This is a genomic window from Enterococcus sp. DIV1304_2 (assembly GCF_050555445.1).
GTDB lineage: Bacteria > Bacillota > Bacilli > Lactobacillales > Enterococcaceae > Enterococcus_B > Enterococcus_B pernyi.
On the sequence record NZ_CP187851.1, the window covers coordinates 3,002,271 to 3,025,952 of the forward strand.

Below are 23,682 nucleotides of genomic sequence, written 5' to 3' on the forward strand. Positions count from 1 at the left end.
TGAACCGTCTAATAAATCAGACTGTCTTCCCCACTCCCGTCTGTTGATCGCACTTCGATCACTAATTTGTGAGGCAAACAAACGATTGTTTCACCATTATTCGTTGCCCATCCTCGGCGAACACAAATCTGGTCGTCGCAGTCTGCTTCTTTGATCCGAATTCGTTCCCCATCGATCTCGATCACGTTTTTGTCGCCATGATCATCTTCGTATAAATAGGTATAAGCTTTGGTTTCAGTTACCAACGGAAACGTTTTGATTTCTGTTCCATCGACTCGTAGCACCGCTTCTTTATTTGGTGTTGCATCCACTTGTTGATAACTAAAGATGACAACCGGCAAGAATGAGAGCATGACTAACAAAAGAATAATGATGATATCCCAAGGTTTTAATAAACTTTTTTGAATAAATTCTTTCAAGTACTCACTCCCTTTTTCTCCTCGTTTGATTGCTCCAATTTTACCATGAATAACGAAGGTTGTGAATGAGAGGCACAACACAGCTAATTCAAGGATTTGAGCGATTCATCATCTTTATACGAACCTATTTAAGAAAAAGACGAGCTTGGAATGTTTGCACACCCCAAGCTCCTCCTTATTTCTTCTCATATCATGATTTTAGTTGCTAAAATCATTTGGATTATTTGAATTGTTAACTTTCTCTATTCGCCGTAACGTGCCTTTGGTTTCCCGTACCACCAATTACCGAGTGTTTTCTGTAACCAAGGAATCACCCAACGATCCAAACCGATCGCACGACCTGAACCATTCATCAAGGCAAACGCCACAAAGATGAACCAGATGTTTACCCAGTAGAACATACCAGAAATACAGAATGTAATAACTAAAACAATCGTTGTTGCACTACATAACCAAGTGAATAAACCGGCAATCAATGCTAACGCTAACGCAATTTCAAAGAAGACCATGAATTTTTGGAAGAACATCGCTACATCGTTATTTGGCATGATGACTTGCATGATGCTGTTGAACCAGTCTGGTGATTTATCGATCACTGCCATTGGTTCTTCACCATATGCGTAGCTCAAGCCAAAATGTGCCGCTTGTGTTGCTGCTTCTCCAGTTGTTGCACCTGCACCGCTCGCAGCTGTTGTTGCATCACCTGCTGCTGAAGCACCACTTGCTACATCTGCTACATTGTATTCCCAAGTCCAAGGGAACACACTGTTACCAGTAAACCATGAACCTTCACCAAACCAAGTACTTGGTTTTAATACTTCACCGTTACCAATCATTTTCTTAGAAGCTTCAACTAACCAAACGAGACCGTAGAAGATTCGTAATGGGACGCTCCATAAAACATTGCCGTAACGAGAAGAATGTCCACGAGTCACATTGCGATCATCTTTGATATGGAAGAATTCGTGCATCATATATTGGAACATATAATAACCTGAACGGATATCAAAGAAATATTTCAAGTTGACGATATGCTTCATGATAATTGCTAAAAAGCCACTTAAATGGATCTTGTCAAATAAGTTCGCTACACCCCATTTGGCGCCGACAGAAACCATAAATCCTTGGTAGTTCCCTTTAAATTTATGTTTCTCGCCACCTTTGATCGAAGCCACGATATTCGCTGCAGCTGTATGACCGGTTTGTTCTGCGGCTTGAACGATCTGTGGTGTTGGTGTATTAGGGAATTCTTCGTAATACACTAAATCACCAATGATGTAGATATTTTGTTCTTCATAGCCTTTTGCTTGCATATATTCGTTTGCTACTAAACGTTGGCCACGTGCAGTCTCTAATCCGAAATCAGCCGCATCGGTTGTTCCTTTAACACCTGCTGTCCAAATCAAGGTATGCGTAGGCACTTCACGACCGTCTTTTAATTTGATATGGTCAGGAGCGACTTCAACGATTGGCGCATTCAACAATAGCTCAACATTCTTTTTATTTAAATAACGTTCTGCTTTGGCTGCATCATTACGATCCAACATATTCAAAATCGTTGGCATTGCTTCAACAACCATTAGTGTAATCTCATTTGCATCTAGTTTGTAGTCTTTGGCTAAACGATCTTTCCAATCCACTAACTCACCGATCATTTCAATCCCAGTAAACCCAGAACCACATACAACAAACGTTAACATTGCCTTACGCAATTTTTCGTCTGGTTCTAATGCTGCTTTTTCGACTGTTTTCTCAATGTGCTTACGGATCTTAACGGAATCTTCAAATGACCAAAGAGTAAAGCCATTTTCTTTAACACCTGGTGTACCAAAATCATTTGGTTCACCACCCATACCTAAAATCAATTGATCGAATGGATAAGCGCCTAATTTGGTTTTGACGATTTTTTTCTCTTTGTCGATGCCAATTACTGTATCAGTCACTAAATCTACATTTTTTTGTCTTGCAAATAATCGTTGTAAATCGTACTGGATCGCCTCTGGTTCCACACGTCCGCCTGCAACTTCGTGAAGTTCTGTCATCATCGTGTGGTACGAATGACGATCAATCAATGTGATTGTTACGTCTTCTTTTTTCAGTTTCTTCGCTAAGTGTTTTGTAGCTGAAACACCCGCATAACCAGCACCCACAACGACAATATTTTGCTTTGTCATTGAATATCCGCTCCTTATTTTTCATCTATATAAATTATTAATAGTTGATCGTTTTTTCAATTTGATAATGATTACACAATCTTTATACATTATATAGATGTTTTGTATATTTGTCTAACACCTTTTTATGTTTTTTTTATTACAATAAAAACGCCTGTTTTTCACGAAATTTCCAGAAAGAAAACGCTCAATTAAATCACTGTCGTTATTTTTGTAAAACGGTTGACTTATTGATGATATCCATTAGAATGTATAATGAATCACAAGGAATTTGTGGACAAAAAATGAAATGGCGGGGTTAAAAAATGAAGAAAAATCGGTTTGTTACGGGGTTTGCGGTATTAGCATTCTCAACATTGATGCTAGGAGCTTGTGGATCAGATAACAATGATAGTTCAAGTAGTACATCTTCTTCTACTTCTACTGCACAATCTTCTACGACAGAAACTAGTACAACAGAATCAACTAAAGAAATCGTTGCTGGTGGAGAATTACAAGACGGTACATACAAGTTAGAAGAAAAAAACTACTCTAATGGTTACCGTTCAGTCTTTGAAATGGTCGTAAAAGACGGCAAGATCACTGAGTCTAATTATGACAATGTGAACGAAGATGGCAAATCTAAAATGGATGATGCTGAATACAACGAAAACATGAAAGCAAAAGCTGGTACAAATCCAGAAACATTCATTCCTGAATTAAATGAACAGTTGCTAAGCGCACAAAGCGCAAGTGGTGTAGAAGTTGTGACTGGTGCGACACATTCATCAGAAAGTTTCCAAAACTACGCACAACAATTGATCCAAGCGGCTCAAGCGGGTAACACTGAAACGATTGAAATCGATAATGGTGCAGAACTTAAAGACGGCACATACAAGTTAGAAGAGAAAAACTATTCAAATGGCTATCGTGTGCAATTTGAATTGACAGTTGCAGATGGCAAAGTCACTGAATCAAACTTTGATTACATCGATGCAGATGGCAAATCAAAACAAGATGATACAGAGTACAACGAAAAGATGAAAGAAAAATCTGGTACTGACCCTCAAACTTACATCCCAGAATTAAACGATGAACTTGTTTCAGCAATGGGCGAAGAAGATGGTTCTCCAGCAGATGTAGAAGTAGTAACTGGCGCAACTCACAGTGCACATTCATTCATCATGTATGCACAACAATTAGTCAATGCTGCTGAAAAAGGCGATACACAAACAATTGAAGTCGATAACATTGTGACAAAATAAACTTTGTCTAACAGAAGGCTCATCTGCCTTTACGATAATCCTTTTGGAGATGTGGCAACTGTCACATCTCTTTTTCTGTGCTATCCCTACAAACGCCACATCCCCCGAAAAAAAGATGTTCATTCCTGCCAGATTATATTAGAATACAAAGCATGAACTTACTTTTGATTTCGCTTAGAGATTTCTCTTTATGCGGAACATGAAATAGATAAAAAGAAATGAGGAATAGATGTTGAAGAAACGATTACTTCCTTTTGTCTTGCTCTTGTGCCTACTGACCATTGCGGGTTGCAGCACAGATCAAACAACTGAAGGAAAACAAGAGAACAACACTTCACTGCTTTCTGACCCTTACACAGACGAACAATTTTTGCTTGGTACTTACGTTCGTATCCGTATCTACGATGAAGGGAAAGAAGACGTATTAAAACCTGCTTTTGACCGAGTCAAAGAGTTAGGCGATAAAATCACGATCAATCAAAGCGGCTCCGAAGTTGATGAAATCAATCAACAAGCAGGAATCCAACCAGTCAAAGTATCTGACGATGTGTACCGTTTATTAAAACGTGCGTATGAGTACAGCGAGGACTCTCATGGAGGCTTTGATATGGCAATCGGTCCAATCACACAACTATGGCGTATCGGCTTTGACGATGCACGTAAACCATCACAAGCAGAAATCGATGAAGCATTGAAGTTAGTGGATTATCATAAAGTCCAATTCAATGATGAAGAAAAGACGGTTTACTTGCAAGAAAAAGGCATGATCCTTGACCTAGGTGCCATTGCGAAAGGATTCATCACTGATGAAGTCGTCAAAGTCTTGAAAGAACATGATGTAACGACGGCGATCGTCGATCTAGGTGGGAATGTCTATGTTCTTGGACACAGTCCTAGAGGAGAAGATCAAGATTGGACAGTTGGTATCCAAGATCCGAATCTTGCCCGTGGAACGATCCTCGGCTCGATCAAAGAACGAAATAAAACATTGGTCACATCTGGAATCTATGAGCGCTACTTGGAAGTTGATGGCATGAAATATCATCACTTGTTCGACCCTAAAACTGGCTATCCTTTTGACAACGACATCGCTGGTGTCACGATCATCACCGATCAATCCATTGATGGAGACGGACTATCTACTGCGGTCTTCGCCATGGGTGTCAAAGATGGCTTGGCTTATATCGAGGATAAACTGAATGATGGAACTGAGGCGATTTTTGTGACAAAAGATGATAAGGTCTATGTGACAGATCCAATCAAAGACACTTTCAAACTCGCTGAAGATTCAAAATATACTATGGGCGATCGTTCTGAATTAAACTAAGGAGTAACTGATATGACACTAAAAATCTTTTTAGAAGTAGTTGAACTACGTACGAAGGTCGCTAGTGTATTTCCTTTTGCGATAGGGGTTTTATTCTCTATCGCTTTTTTTCACGAAATACAGTGGCTGAACACTTTACTGTTTTTTATTGGTATGCTTGTCTTTGACTTAGCCACTACCGCAATCAATAACTATATGGATTATGAAAAAGCACATTCGGAAATTTATAAATATGAAGAGAACGTCATTGGACGGACTGGTATTTCACCAAAACTCGTACGAAACATGATTTTAGGGATGATTGCTTTTGTCTTAGTCATTGGTATATTACTGACATTGCGGACCGGTTGGTTATTGTTGCTGATGGGTATGATTTGTTGTTTTATTGGGATTTTTTATACTTTTGGTCCTATCCCTTTATCACGTATGCCATTAGGAGAGATTTTCAGCGGTTTTACCATGGGTTTAGGGATCTTTACGATGGTCATCTATATCAACACTCATCGTAGCGATCTATTTGATTTAACCCTGTCTTTAGCAACTGGCACCTTCAATTTATCTGGCAATATCTGGGCAGTAGCCGCCATCTTTCTTGCAGCACTCCCACTTGTTTTTACGATAGCCAATATTATGTTAGCGAATAATTTACGCGATTTGGAGCGAGATATTGAAAATCATCGGTACACGTTAGTTTTCTACATTGGTCGTCCAATCGGTATCATGCTATTTCAACTTTTGATGTATGCGTGCTATCTGATTCTTTTAATAGGTCTGATCAGTGGTATTTATCAATGGCCGATCCTTCTGGCTTTCTTGACTTTACCAAAAATATATCTTAATCTTCAGCTATTCAAAGAGAGTCTGCCGCAGCCTATCAGTTTTAGCTATTCAATCAAAAATATGATTTTGTTCAACAGTAGTTATGCACTTGGTTTATTCGCAACGATTCTTCTCAATCAACTATAGACATAAAAGTGTCTGGGACATTAGTCCTCTTGTACCACCTAAAACCGAATAAACGGCGGGAACAGAAGTAACCTCATCGGAAATAAGGCGCCATCCACAAAAATTTGAAAAACAATTTTCGTGGATGGCGCCTTATTTCTCGATGCTGAACACTTCTTTCCCGACCTCTTTCTCTAGATCTACAGACTATCTCGTTGGTAATGGTGTACCTTTTGCTAGTGGATTTCTTGTCAATCCCTGAGTTCTTAATGCATCATTGTGTAGTTTTGCTTGTCTATTCGCTCTATTCGTCATTGCGGATAGTCTTGGCTTTCCATCTGGAGTGCCGCCTTTTTCAGCTGAATTACTTCTAGACAGTAAGGGCTTTTCAGCTGAACTTCGTCCATGGGACATTGAGGCAGTCCCCTGTTCTCTGGTCAGATGGTCTCTACTAATAACAAGTTTCCGCTTAATAGAGTTCCAGGCTTTAGACAAAGTTCCCTTGTCTTTTGACTCTTTGTCTATTAACTTTTCTCTTCCATCTGCACGATTTTGCTGATACGTTCTGTATTTTTGCCTTAAGAAATGCCAAGCTCTGCCTAGAATGCCTTTTTCTTTTGGCTCTTTACTTTTTGGATTTTCTCGTGCTTCTTTACGTTTTTGTCGAAATACTTGGACTTTTCGATATACTTTCATTCCTAATCGGAAAGCTGTTTTTACGAATCTATAGAGCCAAATTGGCCCTTTTTGAAACATTCTTTTAAAAATATTCTCGAGCTTATCGATTTCTGGATCTTTGTCTGTATTATTATGCATTTAGGTCACATCTCTTTCTGTTATAGTGACTGTATTGCCCTCTTCATCTGTGGTTTCTTGTGTTCTTGAGGAGTCTGAACGACTCGTCCCATCTTGTGTCATTTGTACAGACTCATACGGCTTTTCAAATAGTGTGTTCCATTGGAAGCTTCCTTCATTTCCAAGCAGCCTGTATTGATTCGCTTCTTCAGTGATTCTAAAAGTGATTGTTTTTTGTAGATTCCCACTGTCTGTTCGATTGACGACAAAGTTGGCACCCTCATGATCGGTATCAAATGAAACAATTCGATACTCAAACGTTACTTCTTCATCTGATCTCCCTTCTTCAATTTTTTTCTGAGTAAATGTGTCTTCTCCAAACTCTAATGTAAAGGAACGACTATTGTTCGTATTTTCCCATGTTCCTTGCATCAAGATATCCATCCACATTTGTGAAACTGCTCGTTGCGCGGCTTCAATCTGCTCAGAAATTTCTGCTTCTAACTGCGCTTTTACTTCTTCTGTAGGATAAAGATACACATCTTCCCCATCATCTTCTCGATATAAGATCGTATTTCCCATCTTAGTTTGTAGGGCAAATTCTTTGGTTTGCTTATTATCGTTTTCTAAAACTACCTGACCACTTGTATTTAAATAATAGGTCCCTGATTCAAACCAATCACTGGAGACTTTATAGGTTCCATCAGTTGCTAATACGATTTCTGTATCATCTGGTAGATTAGAGTACCAGGTGCCACTGTAGATCGTTGCGTTAAAACGATCTCTTGACTCTGTTGTTGCTTGTTCTTCTGTCGTTGAGTCTGTTGATTTACCTGTATTTTCTTGTGCAGTATTCATTAATGAATACCCTACGAGTCCAGCAACCACAGCAACAAACAATCCAAGTCCGATAATTATTTTTTTACCTGACTCTGTTTCTAAAAAATTTTTTAACATATTTCCTCCTTTCAAGATATCCTCTAAACCATCTGTCAATTAGTTTCAGTGTTATCTTCTTATGGCAGGCCATATCCTGAAATAACATTACTTCCAATGGCGTAAGTTCTTCTTCTTACTAGATTGTCAGAGTTACCCTCGATGACCTGAATAATATTTCCGCCAGAATATTCAACGATTCCTACATGATCTTTTCCTGTTCTTCCACCAGTCCAGTCAAAAAATACAAGATCACCAGATTGAGGAACATAGTTTTCATCATGTGTTTTGAACTTATCATTCGCCTCAAACCATTCTTTCATATCAAGAACATTTGCTGTATTCAATACTCGTCCTTGTTCCAAGTATCCCGCTTCATTCGCTATCCACGAAACAAATACAGCTGACCACTCCATTCGATTGTTGAATCCAGCCCATCGCCAATACTTCTCACCATTCGGATTACCAAGTTCTCTTCTAGCAAGCTCAGCTAATCTGCCTGTATCTGCCATGATATTTCTTGTAACCATGGCGGTATAAAACATATTGCCAAAGATGTATCGCCAGTTATAGCCCAATCCTTGCGCGACGATATGATTGAACGGAATGGTTTGATTATTACTTTTCATTTGCGCATACAAGCGCGCATCTTCAAAGGAATAAGGCGCATTTCGTTTGATCAGATCATCAAGATACGCTTCGCCATAATTATAGGCTTGAACCGCTGCCAGACCATTCAGATTATTGCTTTGTGCTTTTTTGAGCAGATAAGCAAAATATTCGACGCCTTTTTCAATCGATTCCTCTGGCGTAGTGATTCGGTCTGGAGATGATAGTGCCAGTTGCGCATTCATGATATCTGGCTGAATGGCTTCATTTCCACCAGATTCTACCCATATCATGGATAAAATGGCATTAGTAAATGCTTCAATGCCATGTTTGCTCGTTTGTTCCGCAACTCTGTTTTGCCATTTAGTAACTGCTAATGGGGGATTGATCAGATTCCCATGTAACCCACCACCATTACGCATATAGGCTAAGTTGGTATCCGTACTAAAGACTAAATTATTGATGTAGATCGCTGGATAAACATCAGGATCTTTATGCCAAAAGCGATATTCTTTCATCGCAACTAATAAATTCCCATCAAACTGATTTCTTGTATAGCCAATCAAATCACCTGCTTCTAAGGTTCTTCCTGGCCTCACTACTGGATCAATATTGACATAATACGCATAATATAGACCTGTATCCGTTTCTATTGCTGTTGTTACAGGCGCTGAACCATCTGTATGACCAGCCTGATAACTATAGTTGATACTTTCCACTGTCTCAAAGGTGGTGGCATAAACAGGTGTTCCAGGTTCTGCTTCCAAAGCGATTTGGTAATGTTGCGTATTGGGATCACGTCGACGATAGCCAAAATTATCCACCACGTTTGCGTAGTTCATCTTACCAAATGGATTAGCCATGAAAATTTTATCTTCAAAGCGATCTTTCTCCATGATTGGGTAATATTTATCTACTTCATCTTCATCAAAAGCAATGACTCGTCCATAGTAATCGTCATCTCTTGAATAACGCCTAGCCACATAGACTTCTACTTCAGGATCCGAGTCAAACATTTCACCAATTGTTTGGACATTGATTTTGACGGTCGCAACATCTTTTTTCTCACGTTTTACTTCAGTATGCTCTTCACCTGTTTCTTTATCCACCGTGATCACAACGGTTTCAACTTCTTTGTCTTTTTCAATGACGGTCGTGTAGTTGTAGACCATGTCATGTAATGCATGGATTTCATCTTTTACAGTGAATACTTTGATAGGTTCAGGTGATAATGGGTGTGGTGCGTCCTGAAAAACAGCATATGTGTTATCCCTCCATGACCATGGAATCCAGACACCTGTTTTTTCAGCCACTCTTTTTCGATAGGTAGCAATGGCAATATTATCGATATCATAATCTTCAAATTTTGCATTTAAGTAGTAGATATAGTTATCTCCATTGGATACATACATAAATTGCTCTGGATCAGATTCAATCCCGTTTACTTCAAAATAAACCTCATCATGCTCCGGATCATCAACTAGTCGATTGTACGTATCATATACCTCTTTGTTTTTATAAGTATCTAACCACGTGACATAGTTGTATGCTTCGGTAATCATCATCGACTCTGTTTTTACGACAAATAAACTTAAAATCGTTGTCCAAAAAGAAACGAAGATTGCAATGATCGCAATGATCACTGCAACAATCAAGATGACTACGATCAATTTCAATAAGATAGGTAACTTTAGAATAATAAGTATGGTGATAAGCATACCAACCAAATTCAAATTACCCTCTTCATCTCGCCCAACCTTATCAATAATCAAGTCTTTGATTTTATTTTTAAAAGGATTTTTAGGCGAAATTTGATCTTTCAACATATTATCTAATTTGGCCCGCATATTCCTTTTAGCTGCAACCTTCTTTTTTCCTTCTTTTCGCTTATTGTTTCTTTTCTTTTTTTCAAGCTGTTCATTTTTAGAAAGATGTAAGGCTCTTTTTTGATTTTTATGACGTATATTTGTTGTGTTAGAACTAATTTTTTCTTGTTGTCCTTGTTGCTTTTCTAATTTTGCTTTACTGGTGTATCCTTTGTAGGTAGTATTTTTCTTTTGTTGTTCACGAATCTGTTGATGGCGGTTCTTTTGATTAAAAATTGCTTGAGTGTTCGCTTTTTCTTTTTTTTGATCTGTGTTGTTATTAGCAACAGGAGCAGGAGCGATGGGTGTATCGACTTTATTAGGGCGCATCATTGAATCATGTTGCTGTTGCTTTAGCTCATCCCTTCGACTATCACGAATTCTTTGTCGTCGATGGATGCTCTGGGTGTTGACTCGTTTGCCTTTAGCAGTTCTATCTAAAGGTTTCTGATTCACATTGTTTTTATCATTTTTACTTTTGTTCTTCTGAAAAATCGTTTGCTGTGATTTTCTTTTGATATGAGGATTGTTCCCCTTCAATAACTTCATCAGCTTTTTTCTTCGAGAAGTACTAATAGAATTATCTTTTTTAAAAGATAGTTTGCTACCTCTTACTACCATTTTTTTATTATTTTTACTGGTAGTTGTAGCATTCTTACCTGCCCTGTTCTTGTCTAAAATTTTTGAATCAGCCACTTTCCTGTTTCCTTTCCCGTATGCCTATCAAGTTTCTCCAGGTTTCGTTGACATCATCTTATAGAGCTGTGTATCTTTAGGGAAATGATCATAAAAGGGTAACGTTGTATCCCCAAACACCATAAGACCATACCCTTCTGGAGAGTTCACTACGTATTTTTCTTGTTCTTCTGAAATATCAAACAGTCTAACTAGCTGTGTGCGGTCTGATTTTGCTTGATTCAACATCATGATAAAATCGCTATTTGACAACATCCGTCGAGCTAAATCGGACAATAGTAAAGTTTCGACGTTCTGGGTAATACCAGTCGGGATCGCTCCCCACTTTCGTGCACGACTCCATAGTTCAAAGAAGTAGTTCTCAGAATATTCATTCGTAAACAAAAGCTGCATTTCATCAATATATAACCACGTACGAACACCACGTTCACGGTTGGTCGTGATTCGATTCCATACTTGGTCTAATACAATCAGCATCCCCATCGTTTTCAATTGCTTTCCTAGATCCTTGATATCATAAATCACTAAACGCTTGGTAATGTCGACATTTGTCTCTGCAGAAAAGACTGACAAACTTCCTTCAATATAGATTTCTAGATCCATGACTAATTGCTTGGCTTCTTCTTCTTCTTGTTCTTTTAAAATATTATAAAAGTCAATGAATGTTGGTGTACGATCATTCAACACTTCATACGTTCGACGACAAACACGGTCAATCAACGTTTTTTGTGCCGAACTTAGCCCCAAGGCACCACCAATGATCAGGTCAAATAACGAAATCAAAAACTCTGATTTTAGCACGACTGGATCAGTATCATCTCCATAGTTCTCATTGATATCCATGGGATTGATCGTTGTCGGTGAATCACTCGAGATTTTGATGATCTCACCGTTGAAATTTTGACCAATGACAGAATATTCTCGCTCAGGATCAATAATGATGACTTCATCATCTGCATCGCGTAGTAGTACATTGACGATTTCACGCTTGACTGAGAAACTTTTACCAGAACCTGGTGTTCCTAGAACAAATCCATTCGGTGCTTTTAATAATTTTCGATCGAGTGAAAGAATATTTTTTGAAATTGCATTGACACCATAATACTTCCCATTTTCTTGAATCAAATCCGAAATCGTGAATGGGATAAAAATGGCGGTACTGGCTGTTGAAAGTGTTCGATCTAATGGGATTGCATTGATTCCCAACGGTAATGTCGCATTCAAGCCATTTTCTTGCATGAATTCCAATTCAATAAGTTTAAATCCAAAGCGACGAGACACTGAGTTTATTTCATCATGGACTTCAGCCAATTTTTCTTTCGTTGGTGAATGGAAATAGACAGATCCTGTTATCGCATATAATTTTTGTCCCCTGTTTTGGAGATCATCCACCAGACCTTTGGCTTCTGTTAGTGAGTAAGAAAGTTCATAAGAGAGCATCTCAAAGTCATACCCACTTTGTAACGCCTTCTTCTGCTCATCCACTTTTTGTTGTTCCATAAAAGCCAATTTCGTCTTCACTAAATCAAAGGCTTCATCTTGATCCATTGGTTCAATATGTAAAGATACAACAATTTCACGAGGGATTTCTAACATTTCAAAAAGAAACGTATCTGATAATTCAGAAGGGTATTCTTGTAAATATAATGTTTTTGCATAGTGATCATCTATTTTTACGTGGTTTTTGTTTTCCTTAAATTCCATGACTTCAGGTAGTACCTCATCGACTTCTGTCTTAACCGTCTTGTCATTCGTTAATAAAATTTCGGAAATCATATGTAATAATTTTGTTTTTTCTACCTTTTTTGCTTGACTGCCTAAGCGACTAGCAAACATTTCAAAACGATCTGCTACCATCTCTAATTCTTTTTGCGCGATCTCCAACGTAGGATGTTTCTGCACAAAAGTAAATAAGATCGTTTTTTTGAAACCATTTTTTTCTTCATCTAATTTCCTTGAAATGACTTGATTCATTTCCTCACGATATGAATCGAGGAAATCATTTTTTGCCTTGTAATAAAGAACCGATTGCAAATCAGCAAGCGGTCGTTTCTTTTTATAAACAGTGAGTTGCAACTTTGTCTTACTACTCAATGAATTTAAAAAGTCGCAGTATTGAGAGAAAATTTCAATTTGATGATCGTCAGAAGATAATTGATAATTGATATCTTGTAACTCAAGCGTCAATGAATAGGTAAATTCATCGATTTTACAAATACCACTTTCATAAATCTCTTCAAACCTAAACGTATCTCTAAAAGGATCAATATCCTCTTTCTTCTTCGATTTAGGTTTACTAATAAATTCTTTTTCCTCATCTTTTGGTTTTTTAGTTGGTTTTAACGCTTTGAGCGCTTTTAACTTCATCATGTTTCTTGCCCGCCTACATCTTCAATTTCTTTATTCATTTCTTCCTTAGGCTTCTTTTTTCGTGTCCCTGGTGCCACGTGGTATTTGAAAAATTGTTTAAGATAGATATCAAATGTCAAGCCATTTCTTTTAAACCAGCCAAATGAAACGATTGGAATGGATGAAAGAATCATAAACCAACTTGTGATTTCCATAGGAATCTTTAATCCTGCAATGAAAATCAAACTGATTAAGACATTTACTCCAGCTGCAATAGCTAAACAAAGCAGCTGCTTTAAATTCATTCCTGCAATTACCTTTTCTTTATATTCTTTAATATCCTTTGGTATCTTTACCTCAACTGCCATAGTTCCTCCTTACGATGCTGACATCAATGTTTTTGCCCATCCCTTAGTTTTATTTACAGAAAGCAATAAAGCAATCATGTAAACTGTCAAACCTAAAATAATCCCAAAAATTCCTGAACCAACTTCTTCCATGATACGATGGAAAATCGTCGGATAAATGACCAATACTAACGCGATGAATGTTCCCTGTAGACCGAGTGCAGCGAAATTTTTGAAGAATCCCTTGCTCATCACTGAAAACTCTTGGCTTGGTAAAGCACTCATCGGAATTGGTGCCATTGCACAAAATATATACATCTCCAAAAAACGAAGATAAATGGTGACTTGAACCAGTACGCGCACAACAAGTGATGCTAAAAACAGGATACACATCACGAGTAATACGACTAATTGTGACCACCAACTTAGTTGAGAGACCGCTTGTCTCACTGCATCTGCTGTATCTCTTACAGCTGAAGCATTTCCAATTGTTAAAATCCTAGTGGTTAGATTGCCGGCAATGATAACCATACCATCTAAAATATCTTGAATTCTTAAAATAACTATGTAACAAATGACGAATTTGATCAATGCTTTGATAATCATCTCAAATCCTAACATGGGAGCTCCACCTGCACCTTCAACTTTCGTTGAGATTTTTTGAAACTCTAATAGGATAAAAATTGCTAGAATGGATAAAGCAAGTGGCCCAACTACGTGTTGCTGTAGTCGTTCCACTAAACTGTAGGCATCATATATGTAACTTCGTAAATCCATTCCTAAAACATTTTTTAAATCGTCCCCATTAAGAAATGTCATGATTTGATCAAAGATAGTCATAATTGCAGATTCCATATGCTATACTCCTACTCTTCTTTTTGCGTAACGATTATGGTAAAAACGATCCAATGTTGAATGAAGTAGCAAACCAACCTGCAGCGACTAGAATCAATCCACCACCAACAATCTGCCAAATCCCTTGTTGTAATTGAGGGCCATTTTTATCTTTTAACGCACCAGCAAGGATAATTGTTCCCCAAATCAACCATAATCCACCACCAATTAATGTAAACTGTGAAACTAATCCAAATACTTGTTCTAATAATTGTGCATTCATAATTTTGCTAATCTCCTTTTTTTGTAAAAATATTTTTTTATTTTATTTCATAAATTTAGTATATGCGAAATTCTCTGTTTACTTGTATCAGTTATTTCTTCCATTAGAAATTTTAGAATGAATACGGCCCGTTCCTTTAGTAGATAAACTGGATAACCGCCTATTAGCAAATGAATTTTGTTTTAAGGACTAGAACCATCCTTTACAATTAACCTTCGATAATAAACCGCCTACATGTTATTCTTACTGGCTATTTCTATATTTCTTCCACCTACGATGAATGAAATGGCCAAATTTCACTGTTTTTTTCAGTGAACCAGCCTTTTGTAGCTAATAAAAAGCACCACATTCTCAGTCTAGCATTCGAATGAAGGTGCTTTCTATTTATTATGAGTGATTCATTGATCAAACTAGCTAAGCAGATAGATTTCGTTCATACATATAGGAATCTGTTACGTCGCCTAACTTCTTATAGTTTTTATGTTTCACAATATCATATTTCTTTGATAAAAACGGATGGACTCCGCGGATTTTCAAAATACATTCTTGTCCTTTGAGACTTGCCACTTCATCAGGGTCCATCAAGTTCCTTCCTAATTTCTGGAAGTTCTCACTAAAGGAACCATTGTTCCCTTTGGTGACGCTTGTATTTCTTTGTTCAATCGTTTGTTTCCCTAACAATTTTGAGATATATTCGTGCGTACTTTGTTCCATTCCGCCTAAATATAAAAAGACATCACTGGTCCCAATAATCGTTTCCCACGTATCTTTATACAAAGTTTTTAGCTGACTGATATTTTGTAAAATGACATTTGTGGAGATTTCACGGCTTCGAATAACCGAAATCACTTTTTCAAAATCAGGAATTTGTCCAATATTGGCAAACTCATCTAGGATACAACGGACATGACAAGGTAATCGTCCCTTATAAACGTTATCGGCTTTATAAACTAACATGTCAAATAATTGCTGATACATCATACTCGCTAAAAAGTTGAAACTGGTATCTGTATCAGGCAATAAGATATAGAGGATCGTTTTGACATCACCAACTGTATCCAGCTCAAGTGTATCTTGTGAAACGAGTTCCTTGATACTTGGGATATCAAATGGTGACAACCGCACGCCTAGACTGACTAGGATACTTTTCGTCGTTTTATCACCAGAAAGTTTAAAAATCTTGTACTGTGATACCGCAAAGTTTGTCGGATCTTTTTGTTCTAACTCATTGAATAAAATATCTAGTGGGCTGACATAGCCAGGCACATCTTCTTCAATATCTGCTAAACGGACTAATTCAATCACGTTTCCTAACGTCCGATCTTCTGCGGTTACTTCTTGGATCAAATAGCTAAAAATAGCCATCAATAGGGCTGTTTCAGCTTTTTCCCAAAAATCGTCTCCGCCTTTTTTATCTGGGTTCGTCGTATTTTTGATAAGATTGTTCACGATTTTCAAGATATCATCCTCTGTTTGGATATATTGAAACGGGTTGTACTGATGCGTATCTCTTCGGTTGATCAAGTCAAAAATCTTGATTTGATAACCCGCTTCTTCAAACATTTTGCCTGTTTCAGCTAATAATAAGCCTTTAGAATCACTGACGACATAAGAGGAATGCATTTGCATCAAGTTAGGTTTTACATAAAATCGCGTCTTACCACTACCGGCTCCTCCCACCACAACGACATTTTTATTTCGGTTGAAATTATCGTTTCGTGTAATCTTCATACGTCCTGATAATGATAAGCTTTCGCTCTTCGTCAACAAGATATTGAAGTCTTTTTTCTTATCAAGAAATGCACGGATGTCGCTGTACTTCCCCCATCGTGCACTTCCATATTCTTCATTGGGACGTGTATTCTTTTCGTCAAACGTCTTATATAAGACAAAAAGTACATAGGAAATCGCAGCCACGGCTCCTATCCCTAATGACCTCATTACATAGCTAAATTGAGGTGAAAATTTGGAGAGTTCTTCAAATGTTCGGTTGAATGCTGTTAGTAAATTATCTGCAAATGATAAATTCCCAGTATTCTCTGCTAAAAATAAATAACCAATACGATTACCCACATAAAGCAGAATACCAATTACTAACACATGCACTACCATAAGCTGCCGGGAATTTTTCAAATTTTTTTATTTCCTTTCAGTCAAAGTTATTTTTATAATTGTGTCGTTTTACTTTTCTTATTATTTTGAATTTGAGCCTGCGTTTGCTGACTACGCGCTCGATTATTTCGCTCATTTGATAATTGCAATGAGTTTCTTCTTAATGACTCAAAGCTTGCTTGTCGCCCGATATCTGGACTCGTACCGGGAAAACTTGCACGACGTTCGATTGGCTGATTGCCTCTGTTTGTCAATGCGACTGGTTCTTTTGAGCCAGAGGGTGTTGGTTCTACCTTCGTCTGCGATGTACTTGGCTGAGGTTGTGTACTTTCCCTTGGTTTCATCTCAATGACTTTCGATTCTTTCGCCGTCTCAGAGGTTCGTTCAGATCTTTCTGTCGTTTTTTGTTGCTCATTGGTCAGGACTTGCTCAGGTGCTTTCGCTTTTTCATCAAGACCTGCGATGGCAGATACTTTCTCTCTAAATTCTTTTGAATCTAAAGATTGACACTTTCCTAGCTCTTGGCCTTCTAAAACTTTTTCTTTTACTTTGTTTTCAAATGCCAGATCCTCTCTTTTGGCCACACGGCTTTCAAATCGTTTGAACACAAATTTGTCTAATAATTGGATACCGATTCCAATACTGACACCAATCAAAGCCACGGCACCTAACTGCATCAAGAATGGCGCAGCCATAGAGGTTGCAAGCATCGGTACTAGCGCAGATAGGGCAAACATTCCACCTATCCCTAGAGCCAATGGTACAGCCAACATGATAAATAAGGATAATTTATTTTTCATCACATAATCAAACATCCGCTTCGGCGCATGACGGACTGTTTCCCACGCACGTTTGGCTCTTGATTGTTTTTCTTCTATTTCAGCTGTGTTTGCACCTTCTTTGGTTGGTGCTTCCATCGCTACAACTTTGTCTTTGCCTTTGAGATCCTTAGAAGTTAACCCTTCTTTTGTTACTTCAGATTTCTCGATTCCTTCTGTCAGTTTTTCATTTACTGGAGTTGCTTCTTTCATTTGTTCTGCTGGCTGTTTTTGTTTCCTAAACGGCATTTTTTCCCGCGCTTTCGCCAACCCACGAGCAATTGGACCAAATACTCTTGGGAATTTCTGTACTAGCTTATTGAACACTTGAGGAATTTTCTTTTTCGCATAAATAATTGCTTTTGAACCAAAAAAACTGGCAGCGACAAAACCAATCGCAGCGTTCACAAACTGTTGCCCAAAAATAGCCATAGCTGTAGATGGTAAAATGGAACCTACCCAAGACATACCAAGTGGTATCATGGCAATCGGCCATAGATTCAGCAACCATCTAGCTGCACGGATTTTTCGGGAATTTCTGAAAAATGATTGTTTTAATTTTGAATGATCTAATTCACTCAACTTCTTCGTTTGTTCTTTTATTCCACGAGTTTCTTCTTGTAAACCTTTGATATCTTTATCCATCTGTTTGATGCTTTCAGCAGATAAATCTTTGGTCATTTTTTGCAGTTTTTCAGGATCAGCTAAAACCGCCTTCAGTTCCTTTAAAAACTGCACATCCTCGGTCGTATTGCTCTGTTTGATCCGCTTCAATAAGACATCAGTATTCTTGTTTTTAGCTTCGATCAACTCTACTTTTGCTTGGAGGTTTTCGACATACGCTTTGATAAGCTCTGCTTTTTTACTTTCAAGATTTTCGCTTACAACAGGTTCTTTTTTAGGTTCTTCCACTATTGGTTTCTGTAGCTTCGTTTTTTCTGGTGCCTCATTCACGATCACATTGGCATCGATCGGCGGTGGATTTTTTTCAACAGTCGCACGATCGACTTGATCTTTTTTTGGTTCTTCCGCAATCACTGGAGTTGGTTCGCGTTCAATCGTAGGTGTAACAACAGTCGCCTCGCGATCAGCTTTACTTAGGACAACTGCTTCCTTTGCTTGCTCCGCTTTCACTTCTACCGAACGAACGACTTCTATTTCAACCTTTTCGGTATAATCAAGCAGCCCTTTTGTTTCAGCAATTTCATTTTGAAATCCTTCTTTTATTGCACTAATTGCTTGAAGTTTTGACACTAACACTTCGTCTGAATCATTTTTATTGGCCGTAAATTCAGAAAAAGAATTGGAACGTTGCTTAGGTTCTGGTTGATCTTTATCTACCTCAACTTTATCGATCTTATCCTTTAATTCTTTTTGGACGATCTCAATTTTTTTAACCTTCTCTTCGGCTAATTGAACCTTTTGTTCAAGATCTGTCTTTTTACTTTTCTTGATTTTGCCAATCTCAGCCCTTAACTTATTGACCTCATCTTCTTTGGCTACTAGTCCTATCCTATGAGCGGTCAATTCTTTTTTAAATTCGTCTTTTTTGATCAATGCGAGAACGATTGCTGAATCAACTTGCTGGTCTTTTGCATTTGCTTTTAAAACACTTTGACCATTCCCATATTTGTCTAATTCTTTTTGATGGCTTTCCAAGGTCGTTTGATCTTTTTTTAATTTCGCATGTTTTTTTGCATACTTATTATCGATAGCCTGTTGCTCAGAAGAGCTGATGGTTCCAATCCCCTTGATGGTCGCTATGTCCCGTTTTAGACGAATAATCTCTAGTTGGTAATCAAGAATTTTTAGCTCTTTAACGATATTTTCTTTCTTATCACGGATCAACTCATTATGCGTCGTATCAAAATTTATATCTTTGCTTTCATTTCTGATTTTTTCATCAATTGGAGATCCGATGATCTTGTTGATGATCGCTTCATTTTTATATGAAAATATAGACAGAAATGATTCATTGATATTACTTTTATTACTTTCTTTAAGCTTGTCTTCTCTAAGCATCTTTTCTTTAGATATATCTTCTATAGACATCCATCACTCACTCCTCTCTCATTTTCCTTTGCATTATCTCGAGTGTCCTGTCGTTAGAGATTGGCCAGAATAGGTGTGCAGCCGATTCTTTTGTTGTTGGGCTTGTGATACTCGCGTATTCAATCGACTCTCTTGCAATATGCTTGAATGGATAGACGTAAGATCTAAGGTATTTCCCTTTTGCTGTGAAGCTACTTCACGTGAGCGTGCAAGCGCCTTTTTTTGCGCCCTTTTTTCCCATCCCTTTTTAACCATTTTTCCAATGAACTTCCCAAGTGCTTTCGTGACTACCCAAAGCATTTTAAATATCAAAGATAACGCCTTGAATGCTATACTATATACCCCAAACAGTAAAAATATTGCTAACTTATTCAACTAATTTTTCCAGCTCACTTTCTCATAAAATGTCTATCCTATCTAACACCAACTAGCGGGTGCTTTAAGCGTACCTGAGTTTCGACTGCCTCTACTATCTATTTTTTCAAAATTGATAAAAAGATGAAAAAAACGTCCAACATAACGATTTCTATTAAGAAGAATAGAGACACTGCTCAAAATTATTCCAAAAAATCGAAGTAGGAACTTTAGAGATTTTCAAAATTTCGGACGTGATCCGATCAAAATTTAAGGATAGATCAGTCAAAATCAAATCGTATTGATTGATTAATTGATAATCAATAGAAAAAACGTCCTTTTCATAGATATCAATATTTTTTAAAAATGGATGCTTATGTAAAATCAAATTTTTATATAAAAGAGATAAGCCAACTTCTTGAGAACTTAATAATAAAATCGACTTCTCTTGTATTTTTGGTTCAATCATTCGTAACAAATCATTGGAAGAAATGATTAATTCGAGTAATAATTCTTTATGTAATAATTCGCTTTGTTCGACAAAATTTAATTGCGCAATCTGCAAAGATTTTTGATAGGCTTGCCAGATCTTAGGATTGTTCTCCATCATTTTTTTATAAAATATATCTGCATAGCTTACTTTGAAGATGGCTAATTCTTTATAAAAATTGATAAAATCAAAAAAATATTCGATTTCCGTAGTGTTGATCGGCATATCAATCGCTAATAGACTGTAAAAGCTTTGAAGAAATCTTTCAATATTCTGCTCTAATCTCTGATCTCGATGTTGGACTTCTGTAAACATTAGGCCAAAATAGGAAGTGAGAATATTGGAAACATTTTTTTGTGTGACGTTGAATTTATATTTTTGACTCATCAACGTACAAAAAACTGTATCACTTTGGATGATCTCCAAGATGGTACCTACGATCTGCTCGTTGTCGATCAATTCTTTCTCAGGAATAAGATGTTTATTACCAATTCGAATAATCGAAGAGTAAATATAATACACCGAATAAATCACTTTTGGTGTACTAACCGTCCTTTTTTGTGCCTTCAAACAACGTCTGAGCATCTGATAAATCGTATCGAAGTAGGGAAATTCTTTTACTTTATAAATTTCCTTGAACATACTAGCAAATAAACGTCGAATCTCGATTTCATTTCCAGTGATCGTTAATTTGTTCTCTAAATTAATTTGGACATTGATTTTTTCTTTCAAGAAATATGTATTGATTTTGGCGACGATTCTGCGGATGCTCGTTTTACTTAAAAATAATTTCGTCGCAATCTCAGATAGAGAAGGTTCTGTAATGAATATGTACTTTAAAATTTTCACATTTGTTGAATTATTAAGTATTCTGACAAATATATCATCCAAGTTCAATTTCTTTGGTATCGAAAGCGATACCTCTTTGTACTGATTGGTTTCAATACGAGCTGGAAAACAAGCCGTATTAAAACTATCGATATCTGCCGCAATCGTCTTATCTGTAATACTCAATTCTTTGGCTAGGTTGCTAATATTCGATGGCTCAATATTTAGCAAATAAAGCAATGAAATTTGTCTCTCTAATTGTTTCTCAAGTACACCCATAGTCAACAAGCTCCTTTCTTTTTAAAAAACCTATAATGTATCGTACAGCTTTTTCGATAATTTCTTAATATTAGTTTTTCTGTTTTATAAAAAACATGTTCAATGATCACATTGCTCGGATGTTATAGTTAAAGATTTGTAAGTGAAATAGACCATTTAGTCCATAGATACATGTTATTCTTAAATTTTTTTTGCTAGATAAAAAAAGTTAAATCATAGAAATAAAAAAACATGTATCAGAAAATTTTACTTTTGCGTGTGTCAATTGACTACTTCTAGTTATTTACATTATCATATGCTGTTTTTTTTTAAATAATACTTATTAAATAAAGAAGGCAATCTCACTTTTAAATAACCACCGATTATAATAAAAAGAAAAACTCGAATAATTAGAAAAATATGATAAAATAATGTTTATAACATGAATAAAGGATGTGAAAAAAACAGATTTTCTATTTTTTAGAAGATCTGAAAAGTATGATAAAACGAACAAATATGCTTGAAAAGACTTCTGAAAGGCAGATCAAACTAGCTTTACTCTTAGGTATGGCCGCCATTGACTGTTCGACTTTAGCGGAACAACTTGGGGTAACAAAAAAAACATTATTGACCGATATTGTGTTTTTTAACCATACATATGCACCAGTTTGTATCAACACCGATAAATATCAAGTAGCTTCTTTACTATTACCACCAGAGATCAATTTGGAAGATTTAATCAAACAAATACTCAATCAATCAACGAATGTACAAATACTACAGATGATTTTTGAAGTAGAGCCAACGTTATCTAAATTAGCAAATAAATTATATTTAAGTGAAACAAGTATTCGCCGGATCATTGCAAATATCAATACTTATTTCAGCGAGATCAATGCGCCATTATCCATACATATCTCCTCAAAACTCAAAATCATTGGGGATGAAAGTTACATTAGGCAATTCTTCTGTAGTATGTTTCGTGAGCAATATACGCCACAGCAATTGCCCCATTTTTATCACATATTCGATGTATTACAACGTTACTATAAAAAGCAAGCAACACATCAAACAATTAGTACATATAAAGTGATTATCAATAGTTTTTATCTTTACACAGCAATCATTCGGATCGGACAAGGCCATTTGATCTCAGAAAATAAAGGAAATCCAATCAATGATCCTTCTTTTTTTGAAATAATAAAAAATAATACAGTGTTTTGTTCAATCATTGAAAAAGAATACGGTTTTAATGTGACAACCACAACTGTCTCAAATCTATTAGACAAAAAAATCTATTTCCCTTGTGTTCAGTCAGCACCTAGTAGTCAGGGGGAATATCAACGGATTCGACAATTTTCAGAGTACTTTTATCGTTCATTATCTCAAGACTTCTCTTTGAATCAAGAAGGTATTCAGAAATTGAGTGAGTTGATCAATTACAATAAAAACCGACAATTCTTTAAAACAACGTATCTACAGATTTTATCTGAAATCCTATTTACGCATTCGCCTCAGATACTAAAAGCATATAATCAAGCCATTGACCATGCTGGATTAATGATGATCAAACGGAATCAATTACTCTATGAAGAGTTACTATTAGAATTGATTTCATTATCACCTGCTTTACTGACGACCGTTTTTCCTTACAAGAAGAAGGTGTCTATCTTGATTGTTTCTTATCAGGAAGAAAGAACACTTGCACTGTATAAGCAACTGTTATTCAAAAAAATCCCTGCGATTCATAGTATCCATACATATACTGATAACATTTTTCAAGTAAACTACGACACAGTCAATCAATATGATTTAGTTTTAACAGACATCGAACTGAACCAAGCTAAAACGAAAGCTAAAATGATCAAAATTTCTAAAATACCAACAACCTCATTTTGGAATAACATTGAAACAGTTCTTTATACATAGTTTTATCTGCATAAATCA

General features: G+C 36.7%; 17 protein-coding genes. 4 read left to right on the forward strand and 13 right to left on the reverse strand.

What is annotated here, in order from left to right; translation table 11 throughout:
- Positions 1-8: 8 nt before the first annotated feature.
- Positions 9-419, reverse strand: coding sequence for a NusG domain II-containing protein (locus IGJ14_RS13825; protein ID WP_010733917.1), 411 nt, complete (start codon positions 417-419; stop codon positions 9-11).
- A 242-nt stretch (positions 420-661) separates the two neighbouring features.
- Complete coding sequence (locus tag IGJ14_RS13830; RefSeq protein WP_019722800.1) at positions 662-2,593, reverse strand: NAD(P)/FAD-dependent oxidoreductase; 1,932 nt, start codon at positions 2,591-2,593, stop codon at positions 662-664.
- A 305-nt stretch (positions 2,594-2,898) separates the two neighbouring features.
- On the opposite strand from IGJ14_RS13830, the gene pplA reads away from it, so the two are divergent.
- The 3 genes from pplA (at position 2,899) to menA (ending at position 6,130) form a co-directional block, all read left to right on the forward strand.
- The gene (pplA, locus tag IGJ14_RS13835) at positions 2,899-3,837 is read left to right on the forward strand and encodes an extracellular electron transfer flavoprotein PplA (RefSeq protein ID WP_010733915.1); all 939 of its coding nucleotides are present in this window, start codon (positions 2,899-2,901) and stop codon (positions 3,835-3,837) included.
- 229 nt (positions 3,838-4,066) lie between these two features.
- Complete coding sequence (locus IGJ14_RS13840) at positions 4,067-5,164, forward strand: FAD:protein FMN transferase (RefSeq protein WP_019722801.1); 1,098 nt, start codon at positions 4,067-4,069, stop codon at positions 5,162-5,164.
- A gap of 12 nt (positions 5,165-5,176) precedes the next feature.
- Positions 5,177-6,130, forward strand: a complete 954-nt coding sequence (gene menA, locus IGJ14_RS13845) for a 1,4-dihydroxy-2-naphthoate polyprenyltransferase (protein WP_019722802.1) — start codon at positions 5,177-5,179, stop codon at positions 6,128-6,130.
- 186 nt (positions 6,131-6,316) lie between these two features.
- On the opposite strand, the gene IGJ14_RS13850 is transcribed toward menA, so the two are convergent.
- The 11 genes from IGJ14_RS13850 to IGJ14_RS13900 form a co-directional block, all read right to left on the reverse strand.
- Positions 6,317-6,925 (reverse strand): hypothetical protein, encoded by a 609-nt coding sequence (locus IGJ14_RS13850; protein WP_019722803.1) that lies wholly within the window; start codon positions 6,923-6,925, stop codon positions 6,317-6,319.
- Positions 6,926-7,861: a hypothetical protein gene (locus IGJ14_RS13855; RefSeq protein ID WP_019722804.1), complete on the reverse strand. Its 936-nt coding sequence runs from the start codon at positions 7,859-7,861 to the stop codon at positions 6,926-6,928.
- A gap of 59 nt (positions 7,862-7,920) precedes the next feature.
- Positions 7,921-10,863: a lysozyme family protein gene (locus IGJ14_RS13860; protein ID WP_229049033.1), complete on the reverse strand. Its 2,943-nt coding sequence runs from the start codon at positions 10,861-10,863 to the stop codon at positions 7,921-7,923.
- Between the two features lie 174 nt (positions 10,864-11,037).
- Complete coding sequence (locus IGJ14_RS13865) at positions 11,038-13,380, reverse strand: VirB4-like conjugal transfer ATPase, CD1110 family (RefSeq protein ID WP_019722806.1); 2,343 nt, start codon at positions 13,378-13,380, stop codon at positions 11,038-11,040.
- Entirely contained in the window at positions 13,377-13,727 is a 351-nt protein-coding gene (locus IGJ14_RS13870) for a PrgI family protein (protein WP_019722807.1), read from the reverse strand. The genes IGJ14_RS13865 and IGJ14_RS13870 overlap by 4 nt, the downstream gene beginning before the upstream one ends.
- A 9-nt stretch (positions 13,728-13,736) precedes the next feature.
- Positions 13,737-14,561 carry a hypothetical protein gene (locus IGJ14_RS13875; protein WP_019722808.1) on the reverse strand — a complete coding sequence of 275 codons (825 nt, stop codon included), beginning with the start codon at positions 14,559-14,561 and terminating at the stop codon, positions 13,737-13,739.
- A gap of 34 nt (positions 14,562-14,595) precedes the next feature.
- The gene (locus IGJ14_RS13880; protein ID WP_019722809.1) at positions 14,596-14,823 is read right to left on the reverse strand and encodes a hypothetical protein; all 228 of its coding nucleotides are present in this window, start codon (positions 14,821-14,823) and stop codon (positions 14,596-14,598) included.
- A gap of 414 nt (positions 14,824-15,237) precedes the next feature.
- On the reverse strand, positions 15,238-16,935 hold the full coding sequence (locus tag IGJ14_RS13885) for a VirD4-like conjugal transfer protein, CD1115 family (RefSeq protein ID WP_019722810.1): 1,698 nt from the start codon (positions 16,933-16,935) through the stop codon (positions 15,238-15,240).
- A gap of 53 nt (positions 16,936-16,988) precedes the next feature.
- A complete protein-coding gene (locus IGJ14_RS13890; protein WP_410300749.1) occupies positions 16,989-19,805 on the reverse strand; it encodes a hypothetical protein in 2,817 nt (938 codons plus the stop codon).
- 33 nt (positions 19,806-19,838) lie between these two features.
- Entirely contained in the window at positions 19,839-20,180 is a 342-nt protein-coding gene (locus IGJ14_RS13895) for a hypothetical protein (RefSeq protein WP_019723390.1), read from the reverse strand.
- 154 nt (positions 20,181-20,334) lie between these two features.
- Positions 20,335-21,756, reverse strand: a complete 1,422-nt coding sequence (locus IGJ14_RS13900; RefSeq protein ID WP_019723389.1) for a helix-turn-helix domain-containing protein — start codon at positions 21,754-21,756, stop codon at positions 20,335-20,337.
- Positions 21,757-22,233: 477 nt separating this feature from the next.
- Between IGJ14_RS13900 and IGJ14_RS13905 the strand changes: the two genes are divergently transcribed.
- Positions 22,234-23,664: a helix-turn-helix domain-containing protein gene (locus tag IGJ14_RS13905; protein ID WP_019723388.1), complete on the forward strand. Its 1,431-nt coding sequence runs from the start codon at positions 22,234-22,236 to the stop codon at positions 23,662-23,664.
- The last annotated feature ends 18 nt before the right edge of the window (positions 23,665-23,682 follow it).

What these genes read in the sequence shown, in the direction of transcription:
- IGJ14_RS13905 (WP_019723388.1), top strand. Translation starts at nt 22,234, where the DNA reads ATGATAAAACGAACAAATATGCTTGAAAAGACTTCTGAAAGGCAGATC.
- IGJ14_RS13900 (WP_019723389.1), bottom strand. Translation starts at nt 21,756, where the DNA reads ATGGGTGTACTTGAGAAACAATTAGAGAGACAAATTTCATTGCTTTAT.
- IGJ14_RS13885 (WP_019722810.1), bottom strand. Translation starts at nt 16,935, where the DNA reads ATGGTAGTGCATGTGTTAGTAATTGGTATTCTGCTTTATGTGGGTAAT.
- IGJ14_RS13840 (WP_019722801.1), top strand. Translation starts at nt 4,067, where the DNA reads ATGTTGAAGAAACGATTACTTCCTTTTGTCTTGCTCTTGTGCCTACTG.
- IGJ14_RS13880 (WP_019722809.1), bottom strand. Translation starts at nt 14,823, where the DNA reads ATGAATGCACAATTATTAGAACAAGTATTTGGATTAGTTTCACAGTTT.
- menA (WP_019722802.1), top strand. Translation starts at nt 5,177, where the DNA reads ATGACACTAAAAATCTTTTTAGAAGTAGTTGAACTACGTACGAAGGTC.
- IGJ14_RS13860 (WP_229049033.1), bottom strand. Translation starts at nt 10,863, where the DNA reads ATGAAGTTATTGAAGGGGAACAATCCTCATATCAAAAGAAAATCACAG.
- IGJ14_RS13830 (WP_019722800.1), bottom strand. Translation starts at nt 2,593, where the DNA reads ATGACAAAGCAAAATATTGTCGTTGTGGGTGCTGGTTATGCGGGTGTT.
- pplA (WP_010733915.1), top strand. Translation starts at nt 2,899, where the DNA reads ATGAAGAAAAATCGGTTTGTTACGGGGTTTGCGGTATTAGCATTCTCA.
- IGJ14_RS13850 (WP_019722803.1), bottom strand. Translation starts at nt 6,925, where the DNA reads ATGCATAATAATACAGACAAAGATCCAGAAATCGATAAGCTCGAGAAT.
- IGJ14_RS13875 (WP_019722808.1), bottom strand. Translation starts at nt 14,561, where the DNA reads ATGGAATCTGCAATTATGACTATCTTTGATCAAATCATGACATTTCTT.
- IGJ14_RS13890 (WP_410300749.1), bottom strand. Translation starts at nt 19,805, where the DNA reads ATGTCTATAGAAGATATATCTAAAGAAAAGATGCTTAGAGAAGACAAG.
- IGJ14_RS13865 (WP_019722806.1), bottom strand. Translation starts at nt 13,380, where the DNA reads ATGATGAAGTTAAAAGCGCTCAAAGCGTTAAAACCAACTAAAAAACCA.
- IGJ14_RS13870 (WP_019722807.1), bottom strand. Translation starts at nt 13,727, where the DNA reads ATGGCAGTTGAGGTAAAGATACCAAAGGATATTAAAGAATATAAAGAA.
- IGJ14_RS13855 (WP_019722804.1), bottom strand. Translation starts at nt 7,861, where the DNA reads ATGTTAAAAAATTTTTTAGAAACAGAGTCAGGTAAAAAAATAATTATC.